Source organism: Chitinophaga silvisoli (genome assembly GCF_003412465.1).
GTDB classification, from domain to species: Bacteria; Bacteroidota; Bacteroidia; order Chitinophagales; family Chitinophagaceae; genus Chitinophaga; species Chitinophaga silvisoli.
Genome location: NZ_QTJV01000002.1, coordinates 51661 through 77728, shown reverse-complemented (window position 1 = coordinate 77728; position 26068 = coordinate 51661). Strand labels below are relative to the sequence as shown.

Annotated in this window: 21 protein-coding genes; 16 read left to right on the top strand and 5 right to left on the bottom strand. The window is 42.6% G+C overall.

All coding sequences use genetic code 11. From position 1 onward, the window contains the following. Window positions 1-33: 33 nt before the first annotated feature. A complete protein-coding gene (locus DXN04_RS06355; protein ID WP_116852506.1) occupies window positions 34-981 on the bottom strand; it encodes a helix-turn-helix domain-containing protein in 948 nt (315 codons plus the stop codon). A gap of 58 nt (window positions 982-1039) precedes the next feature. Beyond that, window positions 1040-1480, bottom strand: a complete 441-nt coding sequence (locus DXN04_RS06350) for a nuclear transport factor 2 family protein (protein ID WP_116852505.1) — start codon at window positions 1478-1480, stop codon at window positions 1040-1042. 272 nt (window positions 1481-1752) lie between these two features. On the opposite strand from DXN04_RS06350, the gene DXN04_RS06345 reads away from it, so the two are divergent. The 11 genes from DXN04_RS06345 (at window position 1753) to DXN04_RS06295 (ending at window position 15157) form a co-directional block, all read left to right on the top strand. Next, window positions 1753-2574 carry an SDR family oxidoreductase gene (locus DXN04_RS06345; protein WP_116852504.1) on the top strand — a complete coding sequence of 274 codons (822 nt, stop codon included), beginning with the start codon at window positions 1753-1755 and terminating at the stop codon, window positions 2572-2574. Between the two features lie 70 nt (window positions 2575-2644). Next, a complete protein-coding gene (locus DXN04_RS06340; protein WP_116852503.1) occupies window positions 2645-3562 on the top strand; it encodes a helix-turn-helix domain-containing protein in 918 nt (305 codons plus the stop codon). 142 nt (window positions 3563-3704) lie between these two features. Further along, complete coding sequence (locus DXN04_RS06335) at window positions 3705-4295, top strand: Crp/Fnr family transcriptional regulator (RefSeq protein ID WP_116852502.1); 591 nt, start codon at window positions 3705-3707, stop codon at window positions 4293-4295. A 103-nt stretch (window positions 4296-4398) separates the two neighbouring features. Beyond that, the gene (locus DXN04_RS06330) at window positions 4399-4947 is read left to right on the top strand and encodes a carboxymuconolactone decarboxylase family protein (protein WP_116852501.1); all 549 of its coding nucleotides are present in this window, start codon (window positions 4399-4401) and stop codon (window positions 4945-4947) included. A 24-nt stretch (window positions 4948-4971) separates the two neighbouring features. Beyond that, a complete protein-coding gene (locus tag DXN04_RS06325) occupies window positions 4972-5640 on the top strand; it encodes a peroxiredoxin-like family protein (RefSeq protein WP_158568876.1) in 669 nt (222 codons plus the stop codon). 282 nt (window positions 5641-5922) lie between these two features. Beyond that, window positions 5923-7914 carry a pectate lyase family protein gene (locus tag DXN04_RS06320; protein ID WP_116852499.1) on the top strand — a complete coding sequence of 664 codons (1992 nt, stop codon included), beginning with the start codon at window positions 5923-5925 and terminating at the stop codon, window positions 7912-7914. Between the two features lie 320 nt (window positions 7915-8234). Continuing rightward, window positions 8235-8843 (top strand): RNA polymerase sigma factor, encoded by a 609-nt coding sequence (locus DXN04_RS06315; RefSeq protein ID WP_116852498.1) that lies wholly within the window; start codon window positions 8235-8237, stop codon window positions 8841-8843. A gap of 218 nt (window positions 8844-9061) precedes the next feature. Further along, window positions 9062-9340: a hypothetical protein gene (locus DXN04_RS06310; protein WP_116852497.1), complete on the top strand. Its 279-nt coding sequence runs from the start codon at window positions 9062-9064 to the stop codon at window positions 9338-9340. 48 nt (window positions 9341-9388) lie between these two features. Continuing rightward, a complete protein-coding gene (locus DXN04_RS06305; RefSeq protein ID WP_116852496.1) occupies window positions 9389-10342 on the top strand; it encodes a FecR family protein in 954 nt (317 codons plus the stop codon). Window positions 10343-10468: 126 nt separating this feature from the next. Then, window positions 10469-13708 (top strand): SusC/RagA family TonB-linked outer membrane protein, encoded by a 3240-nt coding sequence (locus DXN04_RS06300; protein ID WP_116852495.1) that lies wholly within the window; start codon window positions 10469-10471, stop codon window positions 13706-13708. Window positions 13709-13804: 96 nt separating this feature from the next. Continuing rightward, window positions 13805-15157, top strand: a complete 1353-nt coding sequence (locus DXN04_RS06295; protein WP_158568874.1) for a RagB/SusD family nutrient uptake outer membrane protein — start codon at window positions 13805-13807, stop codon at window positions 15155-15157. Window positions 15158-15284: 127 nt separating this feature from the next. Here the strand turns inward: DXN04_RS06295 and DXN04_RS06290 are convergent, their stop codons facing one another. From DXN04_RS06290 to DXN04_RS06280, 3 genes are all read right to left on the bottom strand, one after another. Further along, on the bottom strand, window positions 15285-15521 hold the full coding sequence (locus DXN04_RS06290; RefSeq protein WP_116852493.1) for a DUF6520 family protein: 237 nt from the start codon (window positions 15519-15521) through the stop codon (window positions 15285-15287). Between the two features lie 34 nt (window positions 15522-15555). Beyond that, window positions 15556-16002, bottom strand: a complete 447-nt coding sequence (locus DXN04_RS06285; RefSeq protein WP_116852492.1) for a MauE/DoxX family redox-associated membrane protein — start codon at window positions 16000-16002, stop codon at window positions 15556-15558. A 327-nt stretch (window positions 16003-16329) separates the two neighbouring features. Then, window positions 16330-17385, bottom strand: a complete 1056-nt coding sequence (locus tag DXN04_RS06280; protein ID WP_116852491.1) for a HindVP family restriction endonuclease — start codon at window positions 17383-17385, stop codon at window positions 16330-16332. Between the two features lie 261 nt (window positions 17386-17646). Between DXN04_RS06280 and DXN04_RS06275 the strand changes: the two genes are divergently transcribed. The 5 genes from DXN04_RS06275 (at window position 17647) to DXN04_RS06250 (ending at window position 26065) form a co-directional block, all read left to right on the top strand. Then, complete coding sequence (locus DXN04_RS06275) at window positions 17647-18582, top strand: DNA cytosine methyltransferase (RefSeq protein WP_116852490.1); 936 nt, start codon at window positions 17647-17649, stop codon at window positions 18580-18582. A gap of 589 nt (window positions 18583-19171) precedes the next feature. Next, window positions 19172-20623: a hypothetical protein gene (locus tag DXN04_RS06265; protein ID WP_147319853.1), complete on the top strand. Its 1452-nt coding sequence runs from the start codon at window positions 19172-19174 to the stop codon at window positions 20621-20623. Between the two features lie 5 nt (window positions 20624-20628). Continuing rightward, window positions 20629-21090: a hypothetical protein gene (locus tag DXN04_RS06260; protein ID WP_116852487.1), complete on the top strand. Its 462-nt coding sequence runs from the start codon at window positions 20629-20631 to the stop codon at window positions 21088-21090. 9 nt (window positions 21091-21099) lie between these two features. Next, complete coding sequence (locus DXN04_RS06255) at window positions 21100-22605, top strand: hypothetical protein (RefSeq protein ID WP_116852486.1); 1506 nt, start codon at window positions 21100-21102, stop codon at window positions 22603-22605. Window positions 22606-22609: 4 nt separating this feature from the next. Continuing rightward, on the top strand, window positions 22610-26065 hold the full coding sequence (locus tag DXN04_RS06250) for a hypothetical protein (RefSeq protein WP_116852485.1): 3456 nt from the start codon (window positions 22610-22612) through the stop codon (window positions 26063-26065). The last annotated feature ends 3 nt before the right edge of the window (window positions 26066-26068 follow it).

Below are 26068 nucleotides of genomic sequence, written 5' to 3'. Positions count from 1 at the left end.
CTGTAATAACCCCTTAATAGAAAACATCCCAGGCTAGGCATTCCTATACTGTGACGGCGACACCTGTAATTGCCGCTTAATAAATGTGCTGAAATGCGTAGGTCCTTCAAAACCCAAAGCATAGGCAATGTCTGAAATTGGCCATGAAGTATGTTTTAACATAATCTTTGCCTCCTGCAGGAGCCGCTGCATGATAATACCGGTAGTCGTTTTATTGGTAATTTCCTTCACCGATTTGTTCAGGTGATTGACATGCACAGCCATTTGGTTCGCGAAATCTGCCGGGGTACGCAGTTGTACTTCTGATGAAGTGCTGTCAAGTGGAAACTGACGTTCCAGCAATTCTAAAAATAAGGAAGTGATCCTGCTTGCTGCACTTACTTTTTCCGGTGAGGTGATTATAGCCGGCCGTATCTTGATTGCATTATGAATGAGTTGCAGCACCAGTGTCCTGATCGCATCCTCTTTAAATGTGAATTCACTGTTCTTTTCCACCATTATTTGTTCAAAGATGCCTTTTATCGCCGACAGCTCCCCTTCTGTCAACTCATATACAGGGAAGCCACCCGGCTTAAAAACAGGGTATTCTTTTATCCTGCCAAAGTGTTCGAAAAATGCTTCGTTGAAGATACAGCTAAATCCCTGCTGCTTGCTGGATAAGGGCTCCCAGTTGTAAGGGATCTGTGGGTTGGCAAAAAGTATTCCATGCTCCCTGACCTCAAATGTTCTATCTGCATAATGTATAAGGCTATTGCCTGAAATAATGCAGATCTTAAAGAAGTTTTTCCGGCCAAATTGAACAGGGACATCTTCGATATCAGGATCACCTATGCGGAAGATATTAAAATGTGCAATATTGTCTCCCGCTCCCCTGGCTGACAGGAAAGGCCTGCTTGCATAATATTCTTCTATTGTTTCCGGTTTGGCCATATTCTTAGTACGCGTCTGTTTCGGAAAAATAAAATTACGCAAAAATTTCATCTGTGGTAATTTGGAAATGACCGCAAGCAGGAGCTTGCGGTCATGATGGGTTGAAGGTTTAAGATACGAAGCTGGCAAGTGGTTGATTGATAGATTCCATTGCTGTCAGTGGGTTCCAGAAATCTACATATTTCACAATTTTGCCCTCATCATTTGTGGTCACTACTGAGATGTATTTTTGATTGTAGGGCTTGCCTGTTGAAATGGCATGCCCACGGCTGGTAAATTCCGCGATCACAAGGGTCGGATCTTCTGTGCCATGGAAATGCAGGTTTTCGAATTCAACCTTAAAGTGTTCAGGGAAATTCTTCATGTAGTCATACAACGCGGTTTTCCCGGCTACATGGTTGGGAAAATCTGCAGGGCCGTAGGGGAATTCAAGTATACCGTCTGCTGTGAAAAGGTCTACCCACTCACTGATCCGGCCGGCAGATAAATAGGTAAGATGGTTCTTGAATGCCTGTTGTGCAAGGGTCCTGATCTGATCTTTTGTTTTCATGGTATTGTGTTTTTGTTTTGTTATTGTTTGTGATACAAAAGTACTTTTGAAGCAGCCCCTCGTGTTACAATAAATCAAACCAATACTTCAAAAATTCAATCAATTTTTCCGGGGCTGGGGTATTTAATTATTATGACTGAAATGTAAATTCATGAGGCGGCCGCAACAGGCGATTTTTTATGCTACCTCATTTTTGCCTACAATAAAAGTTGATTTGGCTTCATGCGTCCCTGTATTGTTACTGACTTTTGCATTAACAAAAAATATAAGTTATGGAACAGAAAGTATGGTTTATTACAGGATCATCAAAGGGGTTTGGCAATGAATGGGCAAAAGCAGCATTACAACGGGGCGATAAAGTTGTTGCTACAGCCCGTACCATTGATAACCTGAAAGATTTGCAGGCGGCATATAAGGAGAATGTATTGCTGCTGCCGCTGGATGTTACGCAACGCGAAGCCTGTTTTAATGCTATTGATAAGGCACATCAGCATTTTGGGAGAATAGATGTCGTCGTGAATAATGCCGGATATGGTTTATTTGGTATGGTTGAAGAAATTTCAGAGGCTGAAGCAAGGGCTCAAATGGAAACGAACTTCTTCGGTGCTCTGTGGGTTACACAAGCTGTATTGCCAATTATGCGTAAACAACAAAGCGGCCATATTATGCAGGTGTCAAGTATCGGAGGGATTATTGCAAATATCAGTCTTGGCCTTTATCACGCATCTAAATGGGCATTGGAAGCATTCTCTGAATCCTTAAGCAAGGAAGTGGGTGGTATGGGCATTCATGTTACCATTATCGAACCGGGTGGTTATAAAACAGACTGGGGTGGCAGCTCTGCAGTACATACCAGTGCTAATGCTGATTATAGCAAGGTAAGGGAAGAGCATGCGAAAGTACGTGGCTTATTCAAGTTGGGCGATCCTGCCGCTACGGCAGATGTAATTATGAAAATTGCTGACCTGGCCAATCCTCCGCTGAGAATTTTCCTGGGTGAGCAATCTCTTAAGTGGGCGAAAGATCTTTATCAGGCCAGAATAGAGACCTGGGAACAATGGCAGCATTTATCACTGCAGGCGCAAGGTAAATAACCAACTGTATTGTGGTGTTTTTTGCTACTAAGACCTGGGTAATCATTGTAATTAAAATTATTTTTGTAGTATGGCCCATATAAAACCTCATAGGATAAAAACAATCAGTGAATTTCACAGGTATAATGGTTTGCCTAATCCTGAACATCCGCTTATCAGCATTGTAGATTATTCGACAATGTATCAAAATACAAGTGAAGATTCAGACACCTTGCTATTGGGATACTATGCGATTTCGCTAAAACGCGGTGTGAGCAAAATGTTTTATGGCCAACAGCAATATGATTTTGATGAAGGTTTATTATGCTTTATGGCACCCAACCAGATACTGAGAACTAACAACAACCCGAATGAAAATAAAAAGCGTTCGGGTTGGTTGTTGCTCTTTCATCCCGATTTTTTATGGGCTACGTCATTGGCCCAAAAGATAAAACAGTATGAATTTTTCAATTACTCCGTTAGCGAAGCCCTGTTTCTGTCAGAAAAAGAAGAGGATATTTTGAATAATATTATCCGGAATATCCGGCAGGAGTATCATACCAACATTGATAAATTCAGCCAGGACATTATCATTTCTCAAATTGAGACATTGCTGAACTATTCTGAACGGTTTTATCAACGACAATTTATTACCCGTAAAATAACCAATCATCAAATCCTTGACCGATTAGAAAAATTACTTACCCATTATTTTGAAAATGATGATTTAATAAAAAAGGGTTTGCCGAGCGTGCAATACATTGCTGACACCTTAAATATCTCAGTAAGTTACCTGAGCGGGTTGCTGAAAGCGCTTACGGGACAAAGTACACAACAACACATTCACGACAAACTGATTGAAAAGGCAAAAGAGAAATTATCGACCACAGATTTGTCGGTAAGTGAGATTGCTTATGAATTGGGATTTGGACATCCCCAATCGTTCAGTAAACTTTTTAAGACCAAAACCCGGCTTTCGCCTTTGGAGTTTAGACAGTCTTTTAGCTAGCGGAGGGGATCTCGTGCAGTCATGCTTATACGGTGTCATCATCACCTGCTCAATTTCCAAAGCCTTACCTGATTCTCCGGGAAATTGACTATAACCCAGCCATTAGATTACATATCTTTGCCTGGACTATTCAACGGATGTAATGACCAATAAACAAGCGCTGGCAGATTATATACAAAGAATTATACCACTTTCTGAAGAAGAAGTACTGGATTTTATTTCGTGTTTTAAGCCTTTTAAAGCAAAGCGCCGCCAGTTTTTGGTACAGCCTGGCTTTGTCGCACATCATCGTTATTTCGTCCTAAAAGGGGCTTTGAGGGCCTATGTTATTGGCGACCAGGGGCAGGAGCATACTATTCAGCTCGCTATTGAGGATTGGTGGATTTCGGATTACAATAGCTATATGAACCAGCTGCCGGCCACTATGTTTGTGATGGCGATGGAGGACTGTGAACTATTGCAGATCAGTCATGAGGATGAAAAGAGATTAAAAGCAGCATCCCATCATTTTGAGACGTTTTTCCGTATGCTGGCTGAGCGATCAGCGGCTTATATGCAACGCAGGATTATTACAAGCCTTACACAATCTGCCGAGGAACGTTATGAAGACTTCCTCACCAGGTACCCCTTGCTCAATGCGCGGATGCCCCAATATGTCATAGCATCTTATCTGGGTATGAGCACGGAATTCCTATCTAAAATCCGGAATAATAAGCTAGGGCGTAAATCTTGAACTGGTTCAAGTATTTTTCCTAATCTACTTCATTTTATGAGGGTTGCTGCTATCGCATCTTTGCATTGTCAATAACGACATAAATGCAAAAACGAAAGCAATCATGAACACAACAGCACAAAAATCATTCAGCGTTCCCACAAGATCAGATGTCTCTGCTAATAACCAGGCTATTTTTGACAAGCTACAAAAAGGTCTGGGCTTTGTTCCCAATCTCTACGCATATTTTGGTAAGAATGAAACGGCCCTGGGGGATTACCTCAGTTTACAAAACCGTAAAAGTACGCTAACGGCAAAGGAAAGAGAAGTGATTAACCTGGTGACCAGCCAGATCAATGGCTGCCGTTATTGTCAGTCGGCACATACGGTATTGGGAAAGATGAATGGATTTTCAGATGAGCAGGTGCTGGAGATAAGATCCGGCAAGGCATCATTTGATGCCAAACTGGATGCATTGGCCCGGTTTACATCGTCCGTAGTGGAGAATCGTGGTAAAGCTACAGCTGAAGCAATAGAAGCCTTTTACCTGGCTGGATATAGCGAAGCGAATATGATTGACGTGGTAATGGTGATAGGTGATAAAATCATCAGCAATTATATCCATAACCTTACACATCTGGATATTGATTTTCCATTGGCAGCTGAACTTTAAAGGAAACTATTAAAAATGAAGATCATGGAGACAATTGATAGGAATCTACTATTGGCGCATAAGCTGGAAAAGTTGCGTGAATTCTGGGGAAAGCGGGTTTCTCCTGAAGATGAGGAATTAATGGAGCGGCATATTCATTACCTGAGAGAATCGGGGGCCATGGAGGGGATACTGAAACCCGGAGATCAGGCACCGGTGTTTCAGTTAAGCAATCAGCGGAATGAAATCATCAGTTCAACTGATTTGTTAAATAAAGGGCCGCTGGTAGTGAGTTTTTATAGGGGAAGCTGGTGCCCTTATTGTGTAGAAGAAGTGAAGGTGTTGAATAATGTATATAACCAGATCAGGGATGCAGGAGCTGATCTGGTGGTGATTTCTCCGCAGCAGTTTTCAAGAACGGAAAAACAGGCGAATGAAATTCAGCTGCAATATAATATGCTGGTAGATGTGGATAATAAAACAGGGAAGGCATTTGGGCTGGTGTATGAATTTCCTGATTATTTAAAGCAACTTTATATGAAGCGATTTGGGAATGATATTCAGCAGATCAATGAAGGCTCGGCCTGGGAGTTGCCTGTTCCTGCGCGCTTTGTGATTGGGCAGAATGGGATAATCCTGGATGTAAAAGCAGATGCTGATTATAGGTATCGCCCTGAGCCATTGGATACAGTGGCGTTATTGAAAAGGCTATAAGTATTGACCTGATGATTGATAAGTAGCAGGCAATTGACTAAAGAATATAAAAACCAAAGAGGGTGTATTAAAGGGGACCCGAATAAAATCCGGGATAATTTTCTTTTGAATGCACCCTCTTTTGTATACAATCATGTAAGAAATTAATAAAATAAAATATATTAGCAGCGCTAAAATTCCCAATCAAACCATATCTGATGTAAATGGTATTCCCTCAGGACTATTATTAACAATAACCATAGTCTGCCCTGTTTATAACCATTATTAGTAAATCAACATCCTATGATGAAAACCCGGTATTTAAGATGGGTACTAATTGCAAGCTGCTGCTTTTTAGGTGTATCTGCCCATGCCCAATGTAGCCTTGTCGGCTGGGCCAGCCAAAATGGAGGCGTTACAGGCGGTGGAACTGCCACCCCTACTGTTGTAAGCACTTATGATGCGCTGAAGACAGCCATTACCTCCTCCAATGTAAAAGTCGTACACATTTCAGGCACGATCACCATCCCTTCCGGAGGCAGGATTAATTTCCAGGACCAGTCGGCCAAGACGATTTATGGATTACCTGGTTCCAGGCTGGTATCCAGTGACCTGACGAAAGACGGTTCAGGAATCATCTACGTCAAACGGGTATCGAATGTAATATTCAGGAACATCACCTTTGAAGGTCCTGCTGCATATGATACCGATGGATGGGATAACATGACAATCGATAACAGTACAAATGTTTGGGTAGATCATTGTGACTTCCGGGACGGCATGGATGGGAACCTTGATATCAAGTCTGCTGCCGACTATATTTCAGTGACCTGGTGTAAGTTTTCTTACAATAAGACACCGGTGGCAGGTGGCTCAGGAGGTTCTGATGATCATCGATTCTCAAACCTGTTTGGCTCCAGTGATGGGGCGACCGGTGACCGAGGGCATCTTCGTATTACAATGGCCAATTGCTGGTGGGCACAGGGTTGTAAGGAACGTATGCCAAGAGTACGATTTGGTCAGGTACACCTGGTGAATAACTATTTTAACTCCACGGTATCTTCAAAATGTATTATGGCAGGTTTTGAAGCTAACCTGTTGATTGAAGGGAATGTGTTTGAAAATGTGAAAAATCCGATTGACCTGATGAATAATGACTTTACGGCCATCACGCAGAAGGATAATATCTTCACGAATACTTCCGGTAATACTTCAGGAAGTGGAACTGCATTCACGCCTCCTTATACCCTGAACGCCGTTCCTGCCAGTGCTGTTAAGGCGCTGGTAAGTGCAGGTGCCGGCGCGACCCTGAGCAGCCCGGATTGCGGTAGTACAGGTACTACAGAATATACGCTTTCGACAACAAGTGTTCCTGCTGCAGGAGGCACCATCACCGGTGCTGGCACTTATGCTTCCGGTACGGTAGTGACGCTGACGGCCAGTCCTGCTTCAGGATATACGTTTACGGGTTGGAGCGGAGATGTGTCAGGTACTGCAAGTGCTGTTACCGTTACCATGAATGCGGCTAAATCAGTGACAGCTAATTTCCAGGCAAGCAGTACTGGCAGTAATGCTACTATCCGGATAGAGGATAATTCGACAACAGGGCTTTGTAGTTATGATGGAGCTATCAGCAATAACAGCGGTGCGAATAACGGGTATGTGGTGAATCTTTCCAATAGTGCAGGTAAAGGCGTGACATGGCTTGTGAATGCTGCTGCTGAAGGAACTTATAGCCTCAACTGGCGCTATGTAAACAGTGGTAGCAGCAATGCATCTACAATGGCGCTGATCGTGAATGGAAGCACTGTTAATAATGGACTTTCTTTTGCGAAGACCAGCAGCAGTACTACTTTCTCCAATACTACCACAACTGTAGCGCTGAATGCAGGGAACAATACAATCCGGTTGGAGTCTACTGCTTCCGCTGCTACTGCGGATATAGACTGGATGGAAGTAACAGGCAACTCACCTGCAGCCGGTGCTTGTAGTTCATCTGCAAGGATAGGGGTTGTGGAGGAGAAGTTGACGACAGAAAAGCTGAAGAATATTTATCCAAATCCAACACATGGTCATACTACGATCAATGTGGCACTTGCTGAGAATGAGCAGGGAGTGATCCGCCTGTTCGATGCGCAGGGGAAGCTGGTGAAAGATTTGGGAGTGGTGAGGGCGAATTCTGGTGGTGTACAACAGCTTAGTTATAATTTCAGTGAACAGACACCGGGGTTATACTTTGTGACCTTTATAAATAATAGAGGTGAAAAGGCAAGTTATAAACTGGTGATAGAATAATATATTGAATAACTGGCAGGGCAGATATTGTTGAGAGCCTGTATCTTTTGATACAGGTTTTTTTTATTTATACGAGCTCAATTTTTTTGTGTTTTCGCACATGTAAAATGCAATAATGAAATAAGCCTGATTGCATTGATTTAAGAAAAGTAATACTCAAAAATGGAATATTTTTAATAAAATTTTTTCAAGATTAATACTGCGACTATTTTTTGTTAAACTGCTGTTAACTCATGATTTTTTCCGTTTCACTATGAAATAAATAATTTTAATTGTGCCGTTTTTTTAAAAGACGATAAAATTCAAAACAATTTTCCCTTATGAAAAAATATCTTAACCTTTCAGACATTGAACTATTAACCCTGATGAATAGTTCCAATCATGCAGCTTTTGAAGTGTTATACCAACGTTACTGGAAATACATTAAGACGATCGCTTTAAAGATGACGAATAACGACGACACAGTTGCAAAAGACCTGGTGCAGGATACTTTTCTTTCGTTGTATGAGATGAAAAAGGTACCGGATCCAGGCTTTTTTCTAAAGGGATATTTATATAAGATTGTAAGAAATAAGGCGATTAATTACATAAGGGAGAATAAGCGGGCGGATGAATACTATAATAGCTTTGCTGTTAGTGCAGATGAATCGACACCTGGAGCAGATTCTGAACTTCTCACAAAGGAATTAAATGCGTTGATCCAGCATGAAATAGACCAGTTGTCAGAGGAAATCAAAAAAGTATTCTCATTGAGCCGGGAAATGGAGCTGTCGCGGCAGGAAATAGCCACGCGGCTTAATAAAAGTGAAGAAACGGTGAAAAATCAAATTCATAAAGCATTGGTACGGATCCGTTCAGTAATAAAGCTATTCCTGATCTTGTATTTAATCCTGTTTTTATCCCAGTTGATTAAAAATTTTTTTTCCTAGCCGATAACCCTAAGCCATTTATTTCACGTTATATTATTGTAGGCATCTCTAATCAAACGATGCAACATCTATAGAATGCAAAATCAAAGAATTATTCTACCCCGATTATAACTCATATAAAGGTTAAAACCAGCCCCAGAGTTACCAGCCGTGAATTGGGTGGCAGGGAATGCTATGCGTATTATTAAAATTAAAATGCACAAATTCAAAAATATTTTATGAAAGACTTATGGCCAAAAGGCATTTTCTGGATGGCAATCATGTTTGCTACCACCTACATGGTGATGATGATGGTGAATGGACATTTTAGTTGGTATCACTATGTTTTCATTTTGACCTTACTTCCAGGTTTGCTGGTTATCATCAGCAGTATTATAATGGTTCGCCCTGAAACCTTAAGCGGGCGTGACTTTATTGGATTGATAAAGCATACATCAAAACTAATATACGGTTCGATTCTGACGATTGTTAGCAGGAAAGACCGCGAACAACCTTAATCATGTGTTTTACTTATCCAAAATAGAAACTAATAAAAATCCTCAAAGATGACCCCTCAAGAAGCAAAAGATTTACTCTCAAGGTATGTTGCCAGGCAATGCACCGAGGAGGAAGAGAACCTGGTTGATGCCTGGTTCAATAAATTGCTCAAAGAAGCACCGCGTGCAAATATCGCTTTTTTGAGCCCTCATGCGATGGCTGAAGAGTGGAAGGAGATAAAGGCTGAAATAGAACAACGCATGCCCGGGCATACTGCTAAGACCCGCAGTCTCCTTCGCCCAATGGCGGCGGCTGTAGCCGCTGTAGCAATTGGCGTGGTCGCCATCTTGTATTACAGACCTGGTACCAGGGTTAATGATGTCAGCATCGCTGCCGTCCAGGATACGATTACCAGCCATCATAGCAGGAACTTTAAAAACACTTTGCCAGATGGCTCGATTGCGTACCTGAATGACGGCAGTCAGCTTCGGTTCGCTGAAGGCCTGAAGGGAAAAACAAGACAGGTCTTCCTGGATGGGGAAGCTTATTTTGAAGTGAAGCCGGATGTAAACCATCCCTTTATTGTAAGCAGCAGCGGACAAAAAATACAGGTAATAGGTACTCATTTCAATGTAAGAAGTTATGCCGGGGAGCGACCAAAGACGACCCTCCTGGAAGGCGCTGTAATCTTAACTTCTACTGTAGGTGGTAAACATGAAGAACGCCTGCGGCCCGGAGAACAGGCTTCACAAAGTGCTAAAGGATTTGAGATAAAGGAGGTAGATCTTAACAGTGTTACTTCCTGGAAAGATGATTGGGTTTTTGAGCATACTCCATTGAAAGATGTACTTAAAGAACTGGGAGAATGGTACGAGGTAGATATCGATACCAGCAAAATAAGTAATACTACACTGGACGCAATATATAGTAAGAGCGACTCGCTTCCGAACCTGTTAAAACAAATCTCAATTTCTAAAGGAATTAAATTGGTGATGAAGAACAATGCCATAACTGTAGAGTAAGCGGTCTTTTCCATTGTCTTTTACTTCCATCCCTCATCGACAAATAGCCATGTGCAATCCTGCGTTGTGCTGGTTGGTTGGTGAGGGATTTTTTAATGTTTATTGTTTTTAAAACATCCTCCATCCATGAAATCATTTTTAATATTATTTTTTACTTTATTAATAAGCACTAATCGTTTAAAAGCTCAATTAATAGACCTGAACATCAAAGGGAAAAACCTATTCCAGGTATCGAAAATACTGCACAAGCAAACAGGTTATAATTTCACTATTCAGGATGGTATTGTTAATGAAAGAGGGCCTATTTATTTCCACTGTTCTAAAATGGAACTGCAAGCTGTTTTAAAAGCAATCCTGAATCCACAAATTTATTCTTTCGAGATTACGCCAGCAGAGAAGTCCGTACAAATCCTATACAAACCTGCTTCTAATAAGGCTGTTGCCGCTAAGAAAGTGGATAGTCTGCCGATTTATGACCTATTAGGTATCGTTGTTGATACTGCCAACAAGCCTCTTGGTAATGCTACCATTATCCTGAAAGGACGTGGTCTGTCGATTGTCTCCGACGGAAAAGGTAAATTCAGGATACCAGGGATCAATAAGGAGAACACTTTTATTATTAGTTATCTGGGGTATAAGACCAGGGAGTTTACGTGTGGTGACAGTTCGTTCATCAAATGTATTATGTCACCCCAAGAGCAACAATTAGATTCCTTTGTCAGTAAGGGGTATTACAGTGTGCCTTCTGATGTAAATCCAGGTAGGATTGGGATCCTGCGTGCCAGTGATATTGCAGGACAGCCTGTTTCAGATCCTTTAATGGCATTAGCCGGAAGGTTTGCTGGTGTGACTGTCAGGCAGCAATCCGGGATAAGCGGGGCTGCTATTGTTGTCAATATTGAGGGCAGCAACAGCTTAGCGAATGGGAATGCGCCATTATACATCGTAGATGGTGTACCCCTGGCCATGTCCGTACTGAACCAACTGCAAAATGCTGCAGGCGATATCAGCTCCATGCAATTACCACAACCTGAAAATATAGAAAGTATAGAGGTCCTGAAAGATGCAGATGCTTCTGCTATTTACGGTGCGAGAGGTGCGAATGGTATTGTACTGATCAAAACTAAAAGGCCTGCTGCGGGTAAAGGTGGGTTGAATGTATCTGTCTATTCCGGACAGGGCAGAGTGACCAGCCGCCTGAAGCTGATGAATACACAGCAGTACCTGGCCATGAGACATGAGGGCATCAACAATGATAAAATGGAAGTTGGGGATGGTGATTATGATTTGGTGAATTGGGATACAACAAGGTATACTAACTGGCAGAAACAATTTTTGGGCGGACATGCAGCTATTACCAATGCCCGCGCCAGTTTTTCCGGAGGAGATGCGCAAACCCGTTTCAGCATCGGTGGTGCTTACAGACGCGAAAGCGCTGTGTTCTCGCCGAATTTTGCCAGTACTACCTTGTCAGCAGATCTGTCACTGCTTCATTCTTCTGACAGCAACAAATTGAATATTGACATTGGTTTACATTATATGAAGAATGATAACCAGCTTCCTGTAAATGACCTCACTCCGAATATCCTGCTTGCTCCCAATGCTCCATCTTTATTCACAACAGCCGGTGATCTGAACTGGGAGAATAACACATTCCTGAATCCTTATGGGGAATTGCTTCAACGTTATCGTGCTGTGTTCAGTCATTTTCTGGGAAGTATGAAGCTGACATATGAATTGAAACCGGGTTTAAAGCTGAGTGCAAATCTGGGTACCAACTACATCAGGCTGGATGAGAGTGCTGTGGTGCCGTTAAGTTCTATGACTCCTCTGTTAAGCACCTTTTCATGGCTTAGATCACATAGCGAGGGCTTAAATGCGATTAGCTCCTGGATTGTAGAGCCGCAGGTGAGTTACAATTTTAAATTGAATGCTGTACATGCAATTGATGTGCTGACGGGGATTACATTCCAGGAAAGCAGGCAACATCAGCACCTGATGGTGGGAACGGATTTTGAAAGCGATGAGCTGATTGGAAATATTTCGATGGCGGATGTTAAAAATTTAAATCTGGATACGAATGTGTATCGTTATAAAGGGATCTATGCACGCTTAGGTTATAATTACAAAGAGCAGCTCTATCTGAACCTGACAGGGAGGAATGATGGTAGCAGCAGGTTTAGCAATGATACCAGGAACGAGTATTTTGGTAGTGCAGCGATTGGATGGCTATTTTCAAGGACACCGGGATTTCTGAAGATCCCATCGCTTAGTTTCGGGAAGATCTATGCCAGCATTGGCAGAACTGGAAATGATCAATTTTCTGATTACCAGTTTTATGATACTTATACGGTCTCGACAGGTTATCAGGGTGTATTGGGGCTTCAGCGCACGCAGCTGACGAATTATAAGTACAAATGGGAGATCCTGATTAAATCAGCAGCGGGTTTTGAATTGCGTTTTAATGAACGGTATACGATAGCGGTAAATTTCTTCCGCAATCGAACAAGGAACCAGTTAGTCAAATATGAATTGCCTGCTATTACAGGGTATAAGTATACGACTGATAATTTACCGGCGATTGTTCAGAACCATGGGTGGGAACTGGAATTTGCCATCAACCAGATTAAGCGAAGATACTTCTCATGGATGAGTACTTTTAACGTCACTATTCCTTATAACAAGTTGATATCCTTTCCGAATATTTCGTCTTCCCTGTATTCTTCTATTTATGCTGTGGGCAAGCCGCTTGATATCCGGAACGTTTATAAATTCAAATGGATTAATCCGGCTACAGGGATTGCGGAGTTTGTGGATTTCAATGGAGATAACAAAATAGATAAGCAGGATAGATACCCGGTAAATATTGGTCCTACATTATATGCCGGCTGGGGGAATACTTTTAAATATAAGGGATTGACTTTATCCCTGTTTCTTCAGTTAGTGAAACAATCAGGATATTATGTGGCGAGTATGGACATGCCGGGAAGTTTTGTGCCATCAGGCGGGAATCAGCCCTTGTCGGATAAAGTAAGGTGGAGACAGGCAGGGGATATAGCTGATGTGCAAAGGTATTCGGCAAGCGATATGAATGCAAAGCAGGCGACAGATTTATTTGCGCAAAGTGATGCCAGTATTGTAGATGCTTCCTATATCAGATTGAAGAATGTATCCCTATCCTGGGATCTGCCACAATTATGGAGTACCCGTGTGAAAATTAAAGCGGCGAGTTTATTCCTGAATTCGCAAAATTTATTTACGTGGACGCGATTTAAAGGGCTGGATCCTGAGACGCAGGATTTTCTTGTGAGGTTCCATCAGCCAACACAACAAGTTATTGTGGTAGGAGCCCGGATCAGTTTGTAATTATTAAATTATGCAACAATGAGTGATCGCCAATTGCGATGTTTGATCTTAATATTTTTGTTTGTCGGGAATATGAGCTGTCGCAAATTTTTGGATGTGGAGGTTTCCGGGTCAAAAATAGAAGCGAAAAAGGTATTTAAGGATAATACCACCGCCACGAATACACTATTGGGGATTTATGGAGGTATGCATAACGCAGATGCATCGCCGGCGAGACTTGCCCGCTCAACAGGATTGAGTGGTGATGAACTGATGCTTACCTGGACTTCGGATATGGAGGCAATTTACAAGAACATGCTTGCTCCTAATAATGTAATTGGAACCAATCTATGGACTGCCGGTTATTATTACATTCGTGTTGCAAATGAGGTGTATTGGGGCTGTTATAGTTCTGAAACGCTGGACCCTGCTATTAAAAAACAGTTAATGGCGGAAGCGCTTTTTATCCGGGCGTACTGGTTCTTTTATCTGACGAATTTATATGGTGATATCCCAATAACGGTTACGACAGATGTCAATGTAACTGCATTACTTTCAAGAACTGCACAGAGAGACGTTTATCAACAGATTATTGCGGATCTGATGCTTGCTCAAACGGACATTGATGAGCATTACAAAGGTGTCAATAGTAAAGATAACAGTGATGAGCGTGTTCGTCCTAACAGGGCCACGGTATCTGCCTTATTAGCCAGGGTATATCTTTATACCGAAAATTATGCGGAAGCCGAACAACAGGCAAGTGCTATTATTGCAATGAATGATACTTATACCCTTGTAGCGCTTGACCAGGTATTTTTAAAGAATAGTAAAGAAACGATCTGGCAGCTGATGCCGGGTACGCCCAATACGGCCAAGATCAATACTACTGAAGGCAATGAATTCATTATAACGCAGTCTCTCAAGACAGACGGACAACAGGCTATTAGCAGTTCTTTGTTGAAAGCTTTTGAGGTAGGTGATCAAAGACGGAAGCGTTGGATTAGTACTTATACAGATAGTGGCGTTTCACCTGCTGTTACTTATTATTTTCCATATAAGTATAAAGTGAAATCGGGTGAAGATATAAAGGAGTATTCTATGATTTTCAGACTGGCAGAGATCTATTTGATAAGGGCAGAATGCGAGGCACATCTTGGTCAGTTATCTGATGCACTTGCAGATTTGAATAAGATCAGGCAAAGAGCCGGCTTAGCCGCAATACCTGAAGGTGTATTGAACAAAGACCAGTTGCTAAACACCATTTTCAGGGAGCGGCAGGTAGAGTTGTTTACAGAGCAATGTCACCGCTGGTTTGACCTGAAACGAACAGGGAAGGTGGAGGTTGTAATGGCGACTGAAACTCCTGCCAAGGGTGGAGGTGCCTGGAATGCAAGCAAACAGTTGTGGCCTATTCCTTCGTCGGAAATCAGCCGTGCTCCCAATCTGGTACAGAATCCAGGATACCAGTGAAATATTAAATTGAGGTTGTATCAAAAGTAAAATTTAGGGGATTTAATCCGGATGCCCGATGACACGCATTTGCTGTTATTGAATGCTGGTGCCATCCAATTCCTTTTGATACAACCTCTGTTTTTGATTACGGTTTAAGTGGATAGAATGTTATTCCTGACTGGAGATAAATTTGATAAACAACGCCATTATGGGGGTAGGTACAACCCCATCCATTATACGGACACTCGTAGGGAATGTAAATTTGTGTCCATGCCCCATTGAGATAAATATACCCATAAAAATCTCTGGCCTTTGTAGCCCGGGCTGCGCCAGCAGCACCCAGAATCAAAAAGAGTGCAATCAGTAGTTTTCTCTTTTTCATAAGGATCAATTAAAGATGGATAATAGTGCCTACTCTAATGGTTTTCGGCGTCCCCCGTGTGAATAAAAGAAGCTATAGGCCTCCGCTGTAAAAAGAGGCCCAGAATGGAAAGCAGTAAAAAGAAGATGTTAAATACCAGGTGTTGCGGCCAGGTCAGTTCGCGGATGATCCCCCCGCAGGTACATGGTCTGTTAGATGCATACATTAGCACATATCCCACATAAATCGTAAACAGGACCATGAGGACCAGGGAACCCAGTAGACCTCCTTTAATGGTTTTCTCAATTAATAAAAGTCCTGCTACCAGCAGCTCTAATGTGGGAATGAGAATAGATATAATGATGGCATAATTGCCTAACAAAGGAGATCTTTTCAGATCATACAGATAGTAATCAAAAGCCATCAGCTTATTAAAGCTCGTATAAAGAAATAGAAAACATAATGCATACCTGATCCAGGACAGCGCGATTCTGCTTTTCATGGTTGAAAAGATTTTATTTTGAGGAGAATGGTTTTTTGAGAACATTAATTTGCCCGCCGGTAACGCCTGCAACCGGATATAAATTCACAATAACACACATCATATCTACTTGGTAGTATGTATTAAGTACCCATGGTTATTTTCATAAATAAGGCAGATTTAGTGACAATCTTGTTGTTGTAACCTTTTACGCTCTGATGATTTTGGTTAGTGTCCCCTGAAATAAAAAGGATAATTCTTTGGAATTTGATTCAAACGTGCTTGTACTAAGATAAGGAAATCTTTCACAAAAATAATATTGTCCTGAAAGAGAAAAAAATTCTCTCTCTACAATTCATTAAACAAACTCTCTGTACTATAGTAGATCGTTTGGTCAAATCTCCTCTCCGGACTTAGTTTCTTCTCTCCCCCATTCAATATTAATTCCGTCAGTATTTTTGGTGGTAAGATAGGATGTACTCTTCTTGGAGAATTCATATAATGCCTGGTGATCTTTCCGCTCAATGCAAATTCCTTGTCGCTTTGCAGGCCATAAGTCAATGCGGAGTAGATCTTTTCCAAATGTGCTTTGCCTGTGCTGGAGAGGTCGTATAAGACTTTTGCTAACCGGGCGGAACTTCTCATAAACCGGTTTACTTCTGTCTGCGGACTGGTAGACCGATCTATAAATGTTCTGCAGAGTGCAAAGTCACTCCACACAAAAATATCGAATGCATTGTCGGCTAACAAGGGGGATTTCCCTTTCGTTTTCCAGATTGGTTGCATCAAAAAGGGTTTCTGCTTTTGACAGAACCTTCGCTGAAAGATGTCCAGTACCGTGATCAGGTTCCCCTGGATGCTGGAGATTTCCAACTTGCTATCCCAGTGCTGAATACCGTAGCATACCGGTTCGAAGATGTCCCTGATTTCACGGAGGTCGTTCTCACAGGATTCTGCGATGCCCAGGGCGCAATAGGAGGTAGATGCGGGTCTGATTACCAATTCAGCGCCCCAGTTGGCCTCTATCTCGTTGTAGGTCGTCTGGTCAGGCACTACTGTGAGTTTGACTTCCAGGGGCCGGCACCATTCTTCTCCGTGTTTGATGACCAGGTCTATGCCTTTGATATCGTCAAAGGCGAATTTCTGATAGGGCTGATATTTGCTCTCGAAAGAAAAGGTGATTTCCTCATTAGGCGCTGTTGTATTGAATAGGTCATCGATTGAAATTTCTTCTGCCACCACCTGCAGTTGCTCATTCACTTTCAGGTAAACAGCTTTGATATCCTTGTCCCGCATGTAGCAGGCCAGGGAAGCAGGGAACGTGCTATTGAACTGATTCTTACCCCACAAATCGTTGCCCTTTCTGTTCGTTTTATGAATACCGTATAATGATGGCTCCAGCATAATTCAGATTGTTTTAGGTCAGCAAATCTGGCGGTGTATCAATGTAGGGTATTTAGTATGGGCCTGTGGCCGGCTTCATTAATTCAGTATGATACACTAGCCCGGGATGTCAGTATTTTGATGTCTCGGCTTTTTCAAGTAGCTTAACAGCTAAAATATGTTTTAAAAACTATTTTAAAAAATTGTTATGCAAATAGATTACGCAGCGATTGGGTAGTTTCGCAGATCGATTTTTAGCTATACCGAATAAATATTTTTGATATGAGAACTGTTGATTTGTTTGCAGGCTGTGGGGGAATGAGTTTAGGATTCCAAAAAGCAGGATTTGAGATAATCAGTGCATTTGATAATTGGAAAGAAGCGGTGGCATGCTATTCTTCAAATTTCGATCATAATATTGAGCAGATTGATCTTGCTGATGCGCAAGTGATTATCAATAAACTGAATAACACCAGGATCGATATCATCATAGGTGGTCCTCCCTGTCAGGACTTCTCACATGCTGGTAAGAGAACAGAAGGTAGCAGAGCAGATCTGACGGATTCTTTTGCAGAGATCGTTATCGGCCTGAAACCGCAAATGTATGTGATGGAAAATGTGGACCGGGCCCAGAAAAGTAAGGCCTATAAGAGTGCGAGAAAGAAATTGGCGGAAAGTGGATATGGGATTACGGAGGTGATTTTAGATGCCAGTTACTGTGGAGTGCCTCAGAAGCGCAAGCGCTTCTTCTCCATCGGGAAACTGGAGCAGGAAGACAACTTTTTGCTCCCTGTGATCAAGGATATGCTCTCAGAGCGTCCGACTACCCTCAGAGATTACTTTGGAGACAGGTTAGGCCTGGAGTATTACTACAGGCATCCCAGGAATTATAGCAGAAGAGGGATTTTCTCTATAGACGAACCTGCTCCGACCATCAGGGGGGTGAACAGACCAGTGCCTGCCGGCTATGTAGGCCATCCGGGTGACCCGATTCCCCTGAATGATGCACTCAGGCCCCTGACTTTCAGGGAAAGGGCGCAGATCCAGACTTTCCCCGAAGATTTTGTATTTAACGGGTCTAAGACATCGGTGGAACAGATGATTGGGAATGCGGTACCGGTAGATCTGGCCATGTTTGTGGGAAATGCGATCAGGAGATACAATACTGAAAGCGCGAAGGAAAAGAAAACGAAGGGAAAGGAAGTAGCAGCGATATAAAGCATTTAAAGAGAAGGGCTTTCAGATACTATCTGAAGGCCCTTTGTCATTGTGTTTAATAGTGTTGATAATTCAATATTGCTTTCTAAATAAAAACCGCCCTCCTGCACAATAATTTTCCCCCTTCTTTTTTCAAAAAACAGATAAACAATTTTGGCATAAACCACAGGAGCTTGTAACTTTAGAGCCAACGTAAAGAAAAACGGTTATATCACTATCCCGGAAAGAATGAAATAGCTGAGTTAGATATGAATTATTAATGTAGCCCACATGAGCGTCCGGTTTGGGCCAATATTTAATTTCCGTTTAAAGTTTATTTAAAGACACCGCGTGATGTTCAATCTGAAGGCAAAGCCGGAAGGATTAACAATGAAAGATTGTTGAATGGATAAAAGGAATGAATGTTCCTGCAGCTGATGTAGTACCCTGGCATACGGCCACTTACCCGGACAATACGTTTACTCAGTCGAAAAGAGCTATTCACCAGACCAATACCTGTATTGTTCCTCACACAGCTTGTCCTCGCATCACCCATACTCAGACAATACCTTTTGGGGGCTATATACAAACGCATAATAAAAATTACTGAATGAAACGTCTTTGTCTGCTGGCACTAATGATATTCGTTGGGTGCAAATCGGAGTTTGATGAATTTAAGCAAAAGGTGATCGAAGATGCTAAAAGCGATCAACGGATTGACCAGAAGGAATATGAGGACCTTGCCGCCCTGGCTGGCAGTTCTAAGGAAGGGGCCTTTAAGACCTTTAAGGACCAGGATGGCAGGATCGACAATGAGAAGCTGGTGACCTATTTAAGAAAGTTCCTGGATAGTAAAAAGCTATCTGCTGTTGAGATTAGTACCGGAGATGCTCCCCCTACCCAGGTAGCCGCTTTCAATATGAATGTGTTCCTGGAGAACTCCGCCAGTATGGATGGCTATGTAAAGGGAGTGACCAATTTTGAAACTGCTATATACAACCTCTTAGGCGATATCAAGATCAGCGGCATCTGTGATAGCCTCAACCTCAGTTATATCAACAAGACCATCCCTTACCAGAAGAAGAATGCTGTGAGTCCTGAGATCCAGGATTTCATTGAAAAACTCGAGCCGGCTACCTTCAGGCTCAGAGGTGGAGATCGCAGTGTATCCGATCTTAAAAGCATCCTGAATACTGTATTGCATACTGTGGACAACAGGAATGCTGCTATCCTGATCTCTGACTTCGTATTCAGTCCGGGGAATAAGGCGGATGCCCAGGACTATCTGAACAACCAGAGTGTGGGTATTAAGATCGACTTTGCTGAGAAATTACATGCCTTAGACCTGGCAGCTATCATCCTACACCTGGAATCGAACTTTGATGGCCTGTATTATGATAAGACGGACAAACCTATTCAACTAAGTGCCAAAAGGCCCTATTATATCTGGATCATCGGTACCAGGGCCCAGGTACAGGAAATACTGCAAAAGAAGATCGTTGACAATATAAAGGGGGGGTATCAGCATAAACTGGTATTGCAGTCTATCAAAGACGCACAGACTCCTGCTTTCAAAATTATGTATAAACCCCAGACCGGGCATTTCGATGCTAAAGAATTGCCCCAGGGGGTTATTACCAATGCCTCCGCATCGGCTGATGGGGAATTCGGTTTTGATGTAGCTGTAGATTTCTCGAATGGCTTGCAGGATGCCAGTTATTTCATCGATCCGGCCAATTATGTACTGAGTAATAAGCATTACCACCTTACGGCAGAATTGATCCAGGATAAGAATAACCCTGCTTTGAAAGGGTTTACTCACCTGCTGCATATCACTACTGATCAGCTGAGAGATGAGAATGTAGAGGTGAGTGTGGTTGGTAAATCTCCATCCTGGGTAGATACACTCAGTTCTGAAGATGATGTGAACATTGCTGCTGACAATGCCGAGAAGCAACGCACATTCGGATTTAAGTACCTCCTGGATGGTGTATGTGAGGCTTTCTATCCCCCTAATACTACTAACACGATCAGCAAATTTAATATTCAGATTAAAAAATAGTTCTTATGAAGGATCTCTTCGCTAGTTTGTACGAATGGTTTGGACTGATACCTCTGTATTCAACCGATCTGGGAGATATGTTGAGAGGGTATGACGTGACCTGTACGGATTATATCAACACACCATGGTATTTATATATCGGCTGGATCATGGTGGGCGTGACTGCGTTTGTATATGCTTTACAATATCATATTATTGACAGCGCCCGCTGGAATAAAAAGCAGCATTGGTGGTTGTTTGCATTAGTTATTGTACTGATCAATTTCATAGCTGCGTTTTCAATTTCCTTTAACGAGATGAATGCGGGGGATTATTGTAAGGACCTGCATCCTACTACAGCGGATTGCCTGATGTTCGGATTGTCTAATGCTATCTGGAGTTTCATCTTCTTCCTGCTGATCACTTCTATTCCTTTTATCAGGAAGGCCAGCACTAATTGCAGACATACTACTTTCTGGAAACCTTAAAATTATCACATGGCTCGTTTGTTCATATTCGCAATCGGAGGGACTGGTTCGAGGGTATTGAAATCACTGACGATGTTACTCGCTGCCGGTGTCCGTGCAAATTCAAAACAGGAATTTGAGATCGTTCCTATTATCATCGATCCACATAAATCTAATGAAGACCTGAAGCGGACGGAACGATTACTGGGCAATTACCAGTCTATCGTAGATTATACAGGTTTAGGGAATGGGTTCTTCAATACAAAGATCGTTACGCTCAATAAGCTGGTGAGTTCTGAAAACAGGATGTCCGGCAGTTTTACATTTAGTCTGCAGCAGGTAGCGGGTCAGAAGTTCCGGGACTATATCGATTTTAATCAGCTGGATCCGGCTAACAAGGCCTTGACAGATATTCTCTTCTCTGGTCAGTCGATTAATAAACGGCATGAGCAGATAGACCTGTTGGATATTGAAATGGATATTGGTTTCGTGGGCAACCCGAATATCGGGAGTGTGGTGCTGAACCAGTTTAAGGATTCGGAGGAGTTCAAGGAGTTTGCCTCCAACTTCAACGCGGAAGACAGGGTATTCATCATCAGTTCGATCTTTGGTGGCACGGGGGCGGCGGGTTTCCCTACCATCCTGAAGAATATCAGGGATGCCATGAATAACAGGAACATTGACGGCAAGGGTTTCCTGCAGGATGCAAAGATCGGTGCGCTGACGGCGATGCCTTATTTCAATATTGAAAAGGAGGCGGATAGTCCGATTCAGAAATCTGATTTCATTGCAAAAACGAAGGCTGCTTTATACTACTATAAAGACAATGTAACGGGCAATAACTCTGTGAATGCGCTTTACTACATAGGCGATGATTACAGTGGAAAGCCTTATAAAAATGACCCGGGTGATAATGGGCAGCAGAATGATGCGCACTTTGTGGAGTTTGCCTCTGCGCTGGCTATTATTGACTTTATGGAAATTCCGGATTCAGACCTGGAATGCGATAATGGAAAAGCGATCCGCCCGATTTATAAAGAGTTTGCCATCAGGAATGATGCGACTGATATTACTTTCTCTGATTTTGAAGATTATACCCAGCGGAAGACGGAGTTACGTCTTTCCCAGTTTGTGTTGTTCAAGCGTTTCCTGGATGAACATATTGCGGCTGCTGCCGGTAAGGAAGCCTGGAGTAATGATGCACCTGAACTGGATCAGAAATTCCTGGATGACCGTTTTTACAGGACAAATATTTCCGAGTTTCTGCATGCTTTTGGAGAATGGCTGAGGGAGATGGGCACCAACAAAAGAGGGTTTGCACCCTTCAACCTGAATGCACCGCTGGATGCACTGATCAAAAACAGGAGTGTGAATAGTGGATGGTTTAGCGGCAAGGTGGATTATGCTTTTTATGATGGCAGGCTGAGTAAGCTCTCTAAAGGAAAGAGTTATAGTTCTGCACCGCAGAAGTTTGTACAGCTCTTTTTTGAAACTACAGAGGATATACTGACCTCAAAATTCGGTTTGAAAAACTAAAGACATGAACAAGAATTTCGGATATACAAAAAAAGGCGGAAAGGACTGGTTCCCTTCAGATGCCTATTCTGATAAAGAAATTGAATCGATCAAGGATCCGGAGGGTGGTAGTGAGATAAGTCTGCCAACGGCTATCCCAAGTCCTTTTGCGAGGATTGACCTGGTGAAGACGGCCTTCCGCAATATTGTGAAATCACCTGATTTGAAGGCGTATATGAAAGATGGCGATGTGCTGGCGGGAAAGGATGATGAGAAGCTGGTATCTGATGCATTGGATCTGGCTGAGATGCTGTTCAATATTGATAGTGTGAAGGACAAGGTAAAGATCATTGTATGGGATAGAGAGGTGGAGCTGGGGAAGATGAAACGGGGTGCTGATTCGCACAGAAGACTGGCGGAGACCCTGGAACTGTACCTTGAGCAGGATAAGGCATCTTACAATTTTGACCTGATGAAACGCTTGTACCTGATTGAGTATAATCACAAGATCATCGGTTGTACGTCGCCAGCTACCCTGTTCTTTGCCACTGCCAATGATCTGACGCATGCGCAGATCAAGCTCACGAAGAACCAGGTAACTTTTAGCGATCATTTTACCCCGCTTTACCTGAGGGATCCGGATTTTCAGAAATATTTGTATTTGCTCTTCAAGGCGAATCCAAGACTTTCTGAGCGCATGAAAGTGTTTGCAGAATATTTGGATAAGAACCTGAAGATCCTGGATAAGACGAATGGGAAATTGTACCAGGAGATCAAAGAGCTGAAGGAGGGTGATTTCAGAACGAATTATTCAGAGCTGGATACGGGTATTGGTGGAGAGGTAATAGAGGTGATTGATGTGCCATTGAGGAAGCGGAAGAAGGAGGATATCATCGGGTCTATCCAGACGAGTGATTTTATGATTAGTTCTGCGAAGTACAGGGAGGCCTTGAAGCCGCTGGTGTTGCAGAATAACCTGAATAAGCCATTCAGGTATATTAATGATAACTGGGATAATTCAATTGCGGTTCCGTATGTAGATACGGAGACGGTGATGGATAGAAGGTGGCTACCAGGGGTGAAGATCCAGTATCCTTACCTGACGGTGAGTGATTTCCTGGAGCCTTACCTGATAAGGTTAGTGTATCCTATTAATAAGGAGAAGTTCTTTGATGGCAATGTGGTGACAGATATAGGAGATGATTCAAAGGGGTATTTGTTGCCCTTGACGAAGACCTTCTTTGAATATTTTGATTCAGGGGATTTGCTGAATGCATTGCCTGATAAGCCGGCGATTGAGATGAGGCAGGGCGCTGCGGGTTCGGTGAAGGTGGTGCTGAGGATCCCTGTGGCGAAGGCGGGTGAGTATATTACGTTTGAGCGTATTTATTACCAGGGGAATGAGTCGCAGCAGACTAAGCCGGATACGGAGAAGAACAAGGGGGTGATCGTGCAGCATGAGTTTGGGGTGACGCTGTTCCCTTTTATTAAGCTTAATAACCCGGATGTAGAGGCGTATTATAGGGTGCAACTGGTAGATAGAGATGTGGCGGGTGCTTTGAGAGGTACGGAGTATGATTTGCAATTTTTTGAGAATAATTCGGCTACTGCAATAGACAGGAGGGCGAAGAAGGTCAGGAGCAGGAAGCGGATAGAGGCATTGGAACCAGGTACGCAGTATTATGTGCTCAATAAAGAGTTTGATTACATACAGGTAAGTAATATTATTGCCGGCGGTGCGGCTGGTATTATTATTCCTCACTGGCCGCATTATAGTCCGGGGAATGAGCTGTTTAGTTTTGCAGTGGATTTTGGTACGACCAATACCCATATAGAATACAAGGTAGGCAGCGGCTCACCTAAGCCTTTTGATATTACGATCGATGATGTGCAGATTGCTACCTTATTCCATCCTACAAAGACACGCAATGACTTTGGTGGTACCGGTGCGGGTGCGATCAGGGAGTTGATCAATCATGAATTTGTGCCGCAATACCTGGGACCGAATGCAGAATTCAGGTTCCCTCATAGAACGGTGATAGCGGAAAGTCATGCGTTGAATATTGAAACGGAAACTTTCTCCCTGGCGGATTTCAATATACCGTTCATTTATGAAAGGGTACCGGAGAGAGATAAGGTATTGTCCAACCTGAAATGGGCACGTAAGGAGAAGGGAAATGAGAAGCGCATCAGGGCCTACTTTGAGAAGCTGATCATGTTACTGCGGAATAAGGTGGTGCTGAACAGGGGGAATTTATCCCAGACCAAGCTGGTATGGTTCTATCCTTCCAGTATGAAACCTGCCCGCAGATCATCGTTGGAGAGTACCTGGAATGAGCTGTTCCAGAAATACTTCCATCCTGTAAATAAGACCATTGGTATTGCAGAGTCACTGGCTCCTTTCTATTATTTTAAAGCGTCGAATAAATTGCAGGGAGGTGCTTACAAACCAGTCGTTTCAATTGATATTGGTGGTGGTACTACGGACATTGTAGTGTTCCAGGGCAATAAGCCGCTGAAAATGACTTCCTTTAAATTTGCGGCCAATACCCTGTTTGGAGACGGATTTAGTGAATATGGTGCAGCTACTTCAAATGGTATTATCATCAAGTACCTGCCTTATTATGAAAACCTTTTGTCTGCGAATAAGCTGTATGATCTGTCGAAGGTATTGACTTCTATAAAAGATAAGAATAAGACGGAAGATATCAATGCTTTCTTCTTTTCTATAGAAAACAATCCGAGTATTACTGATAAGAAGCTGTTTTCTTATAACCAGATTCTTTCGAATGATGAGGACCTGAAGATCCTGGTGCTTTATTTCTATGCAGCTATTGTATACCAGATAGCGCAGATGATGAAGAATGAGCAGCTGATATTGCCAAAGCACATCGTGTTTAGTGGTACGGGTTCTAAGGTGTTAAATATTATTACATCCAACCAAAAGATCCTGGCGGCTTTCTCAAAACTGATCTTTGAAGAAGTGTATGGAGAGGCGTATGATGCAGATGGGCTGACGATTGAAACGGAGAAGGAAATGCCGAAGGAGGTGACCTGTAAGGGGGGCCTGATGTCCAATGCGGAAGACCTGGAAATGGAGACGAAGGGGATTAAGACAATTGTTACCTGTCTGGAAGATAAGGGGATTAGCAAGTTGACTTATGATCAGCTGACAGAGGAGAATAAGGCGGGGATTGCTGATTATGTGAAGAGCTTCAACAACTTTTTCCTGAGTCTGAATGGGAAGTATAACTTCAATGATTATTTCAATGTATCAGAGCGCTCGCTGGAGATCTTCAGGGAGGAGTTAAATAAGCATCTGAGGGATTATCTGGAAGAAGGGCTGGAATATAACAGGCAACTGGATGAAGGGGGAACAGGTGATAAGGAGCTGGAGGAGACCCTTTTCTTCTATCCTATTATTGGTACGATCAATCATCTTGCATCACCATTATCACAACTCACTCCGATTAATAACTAATGA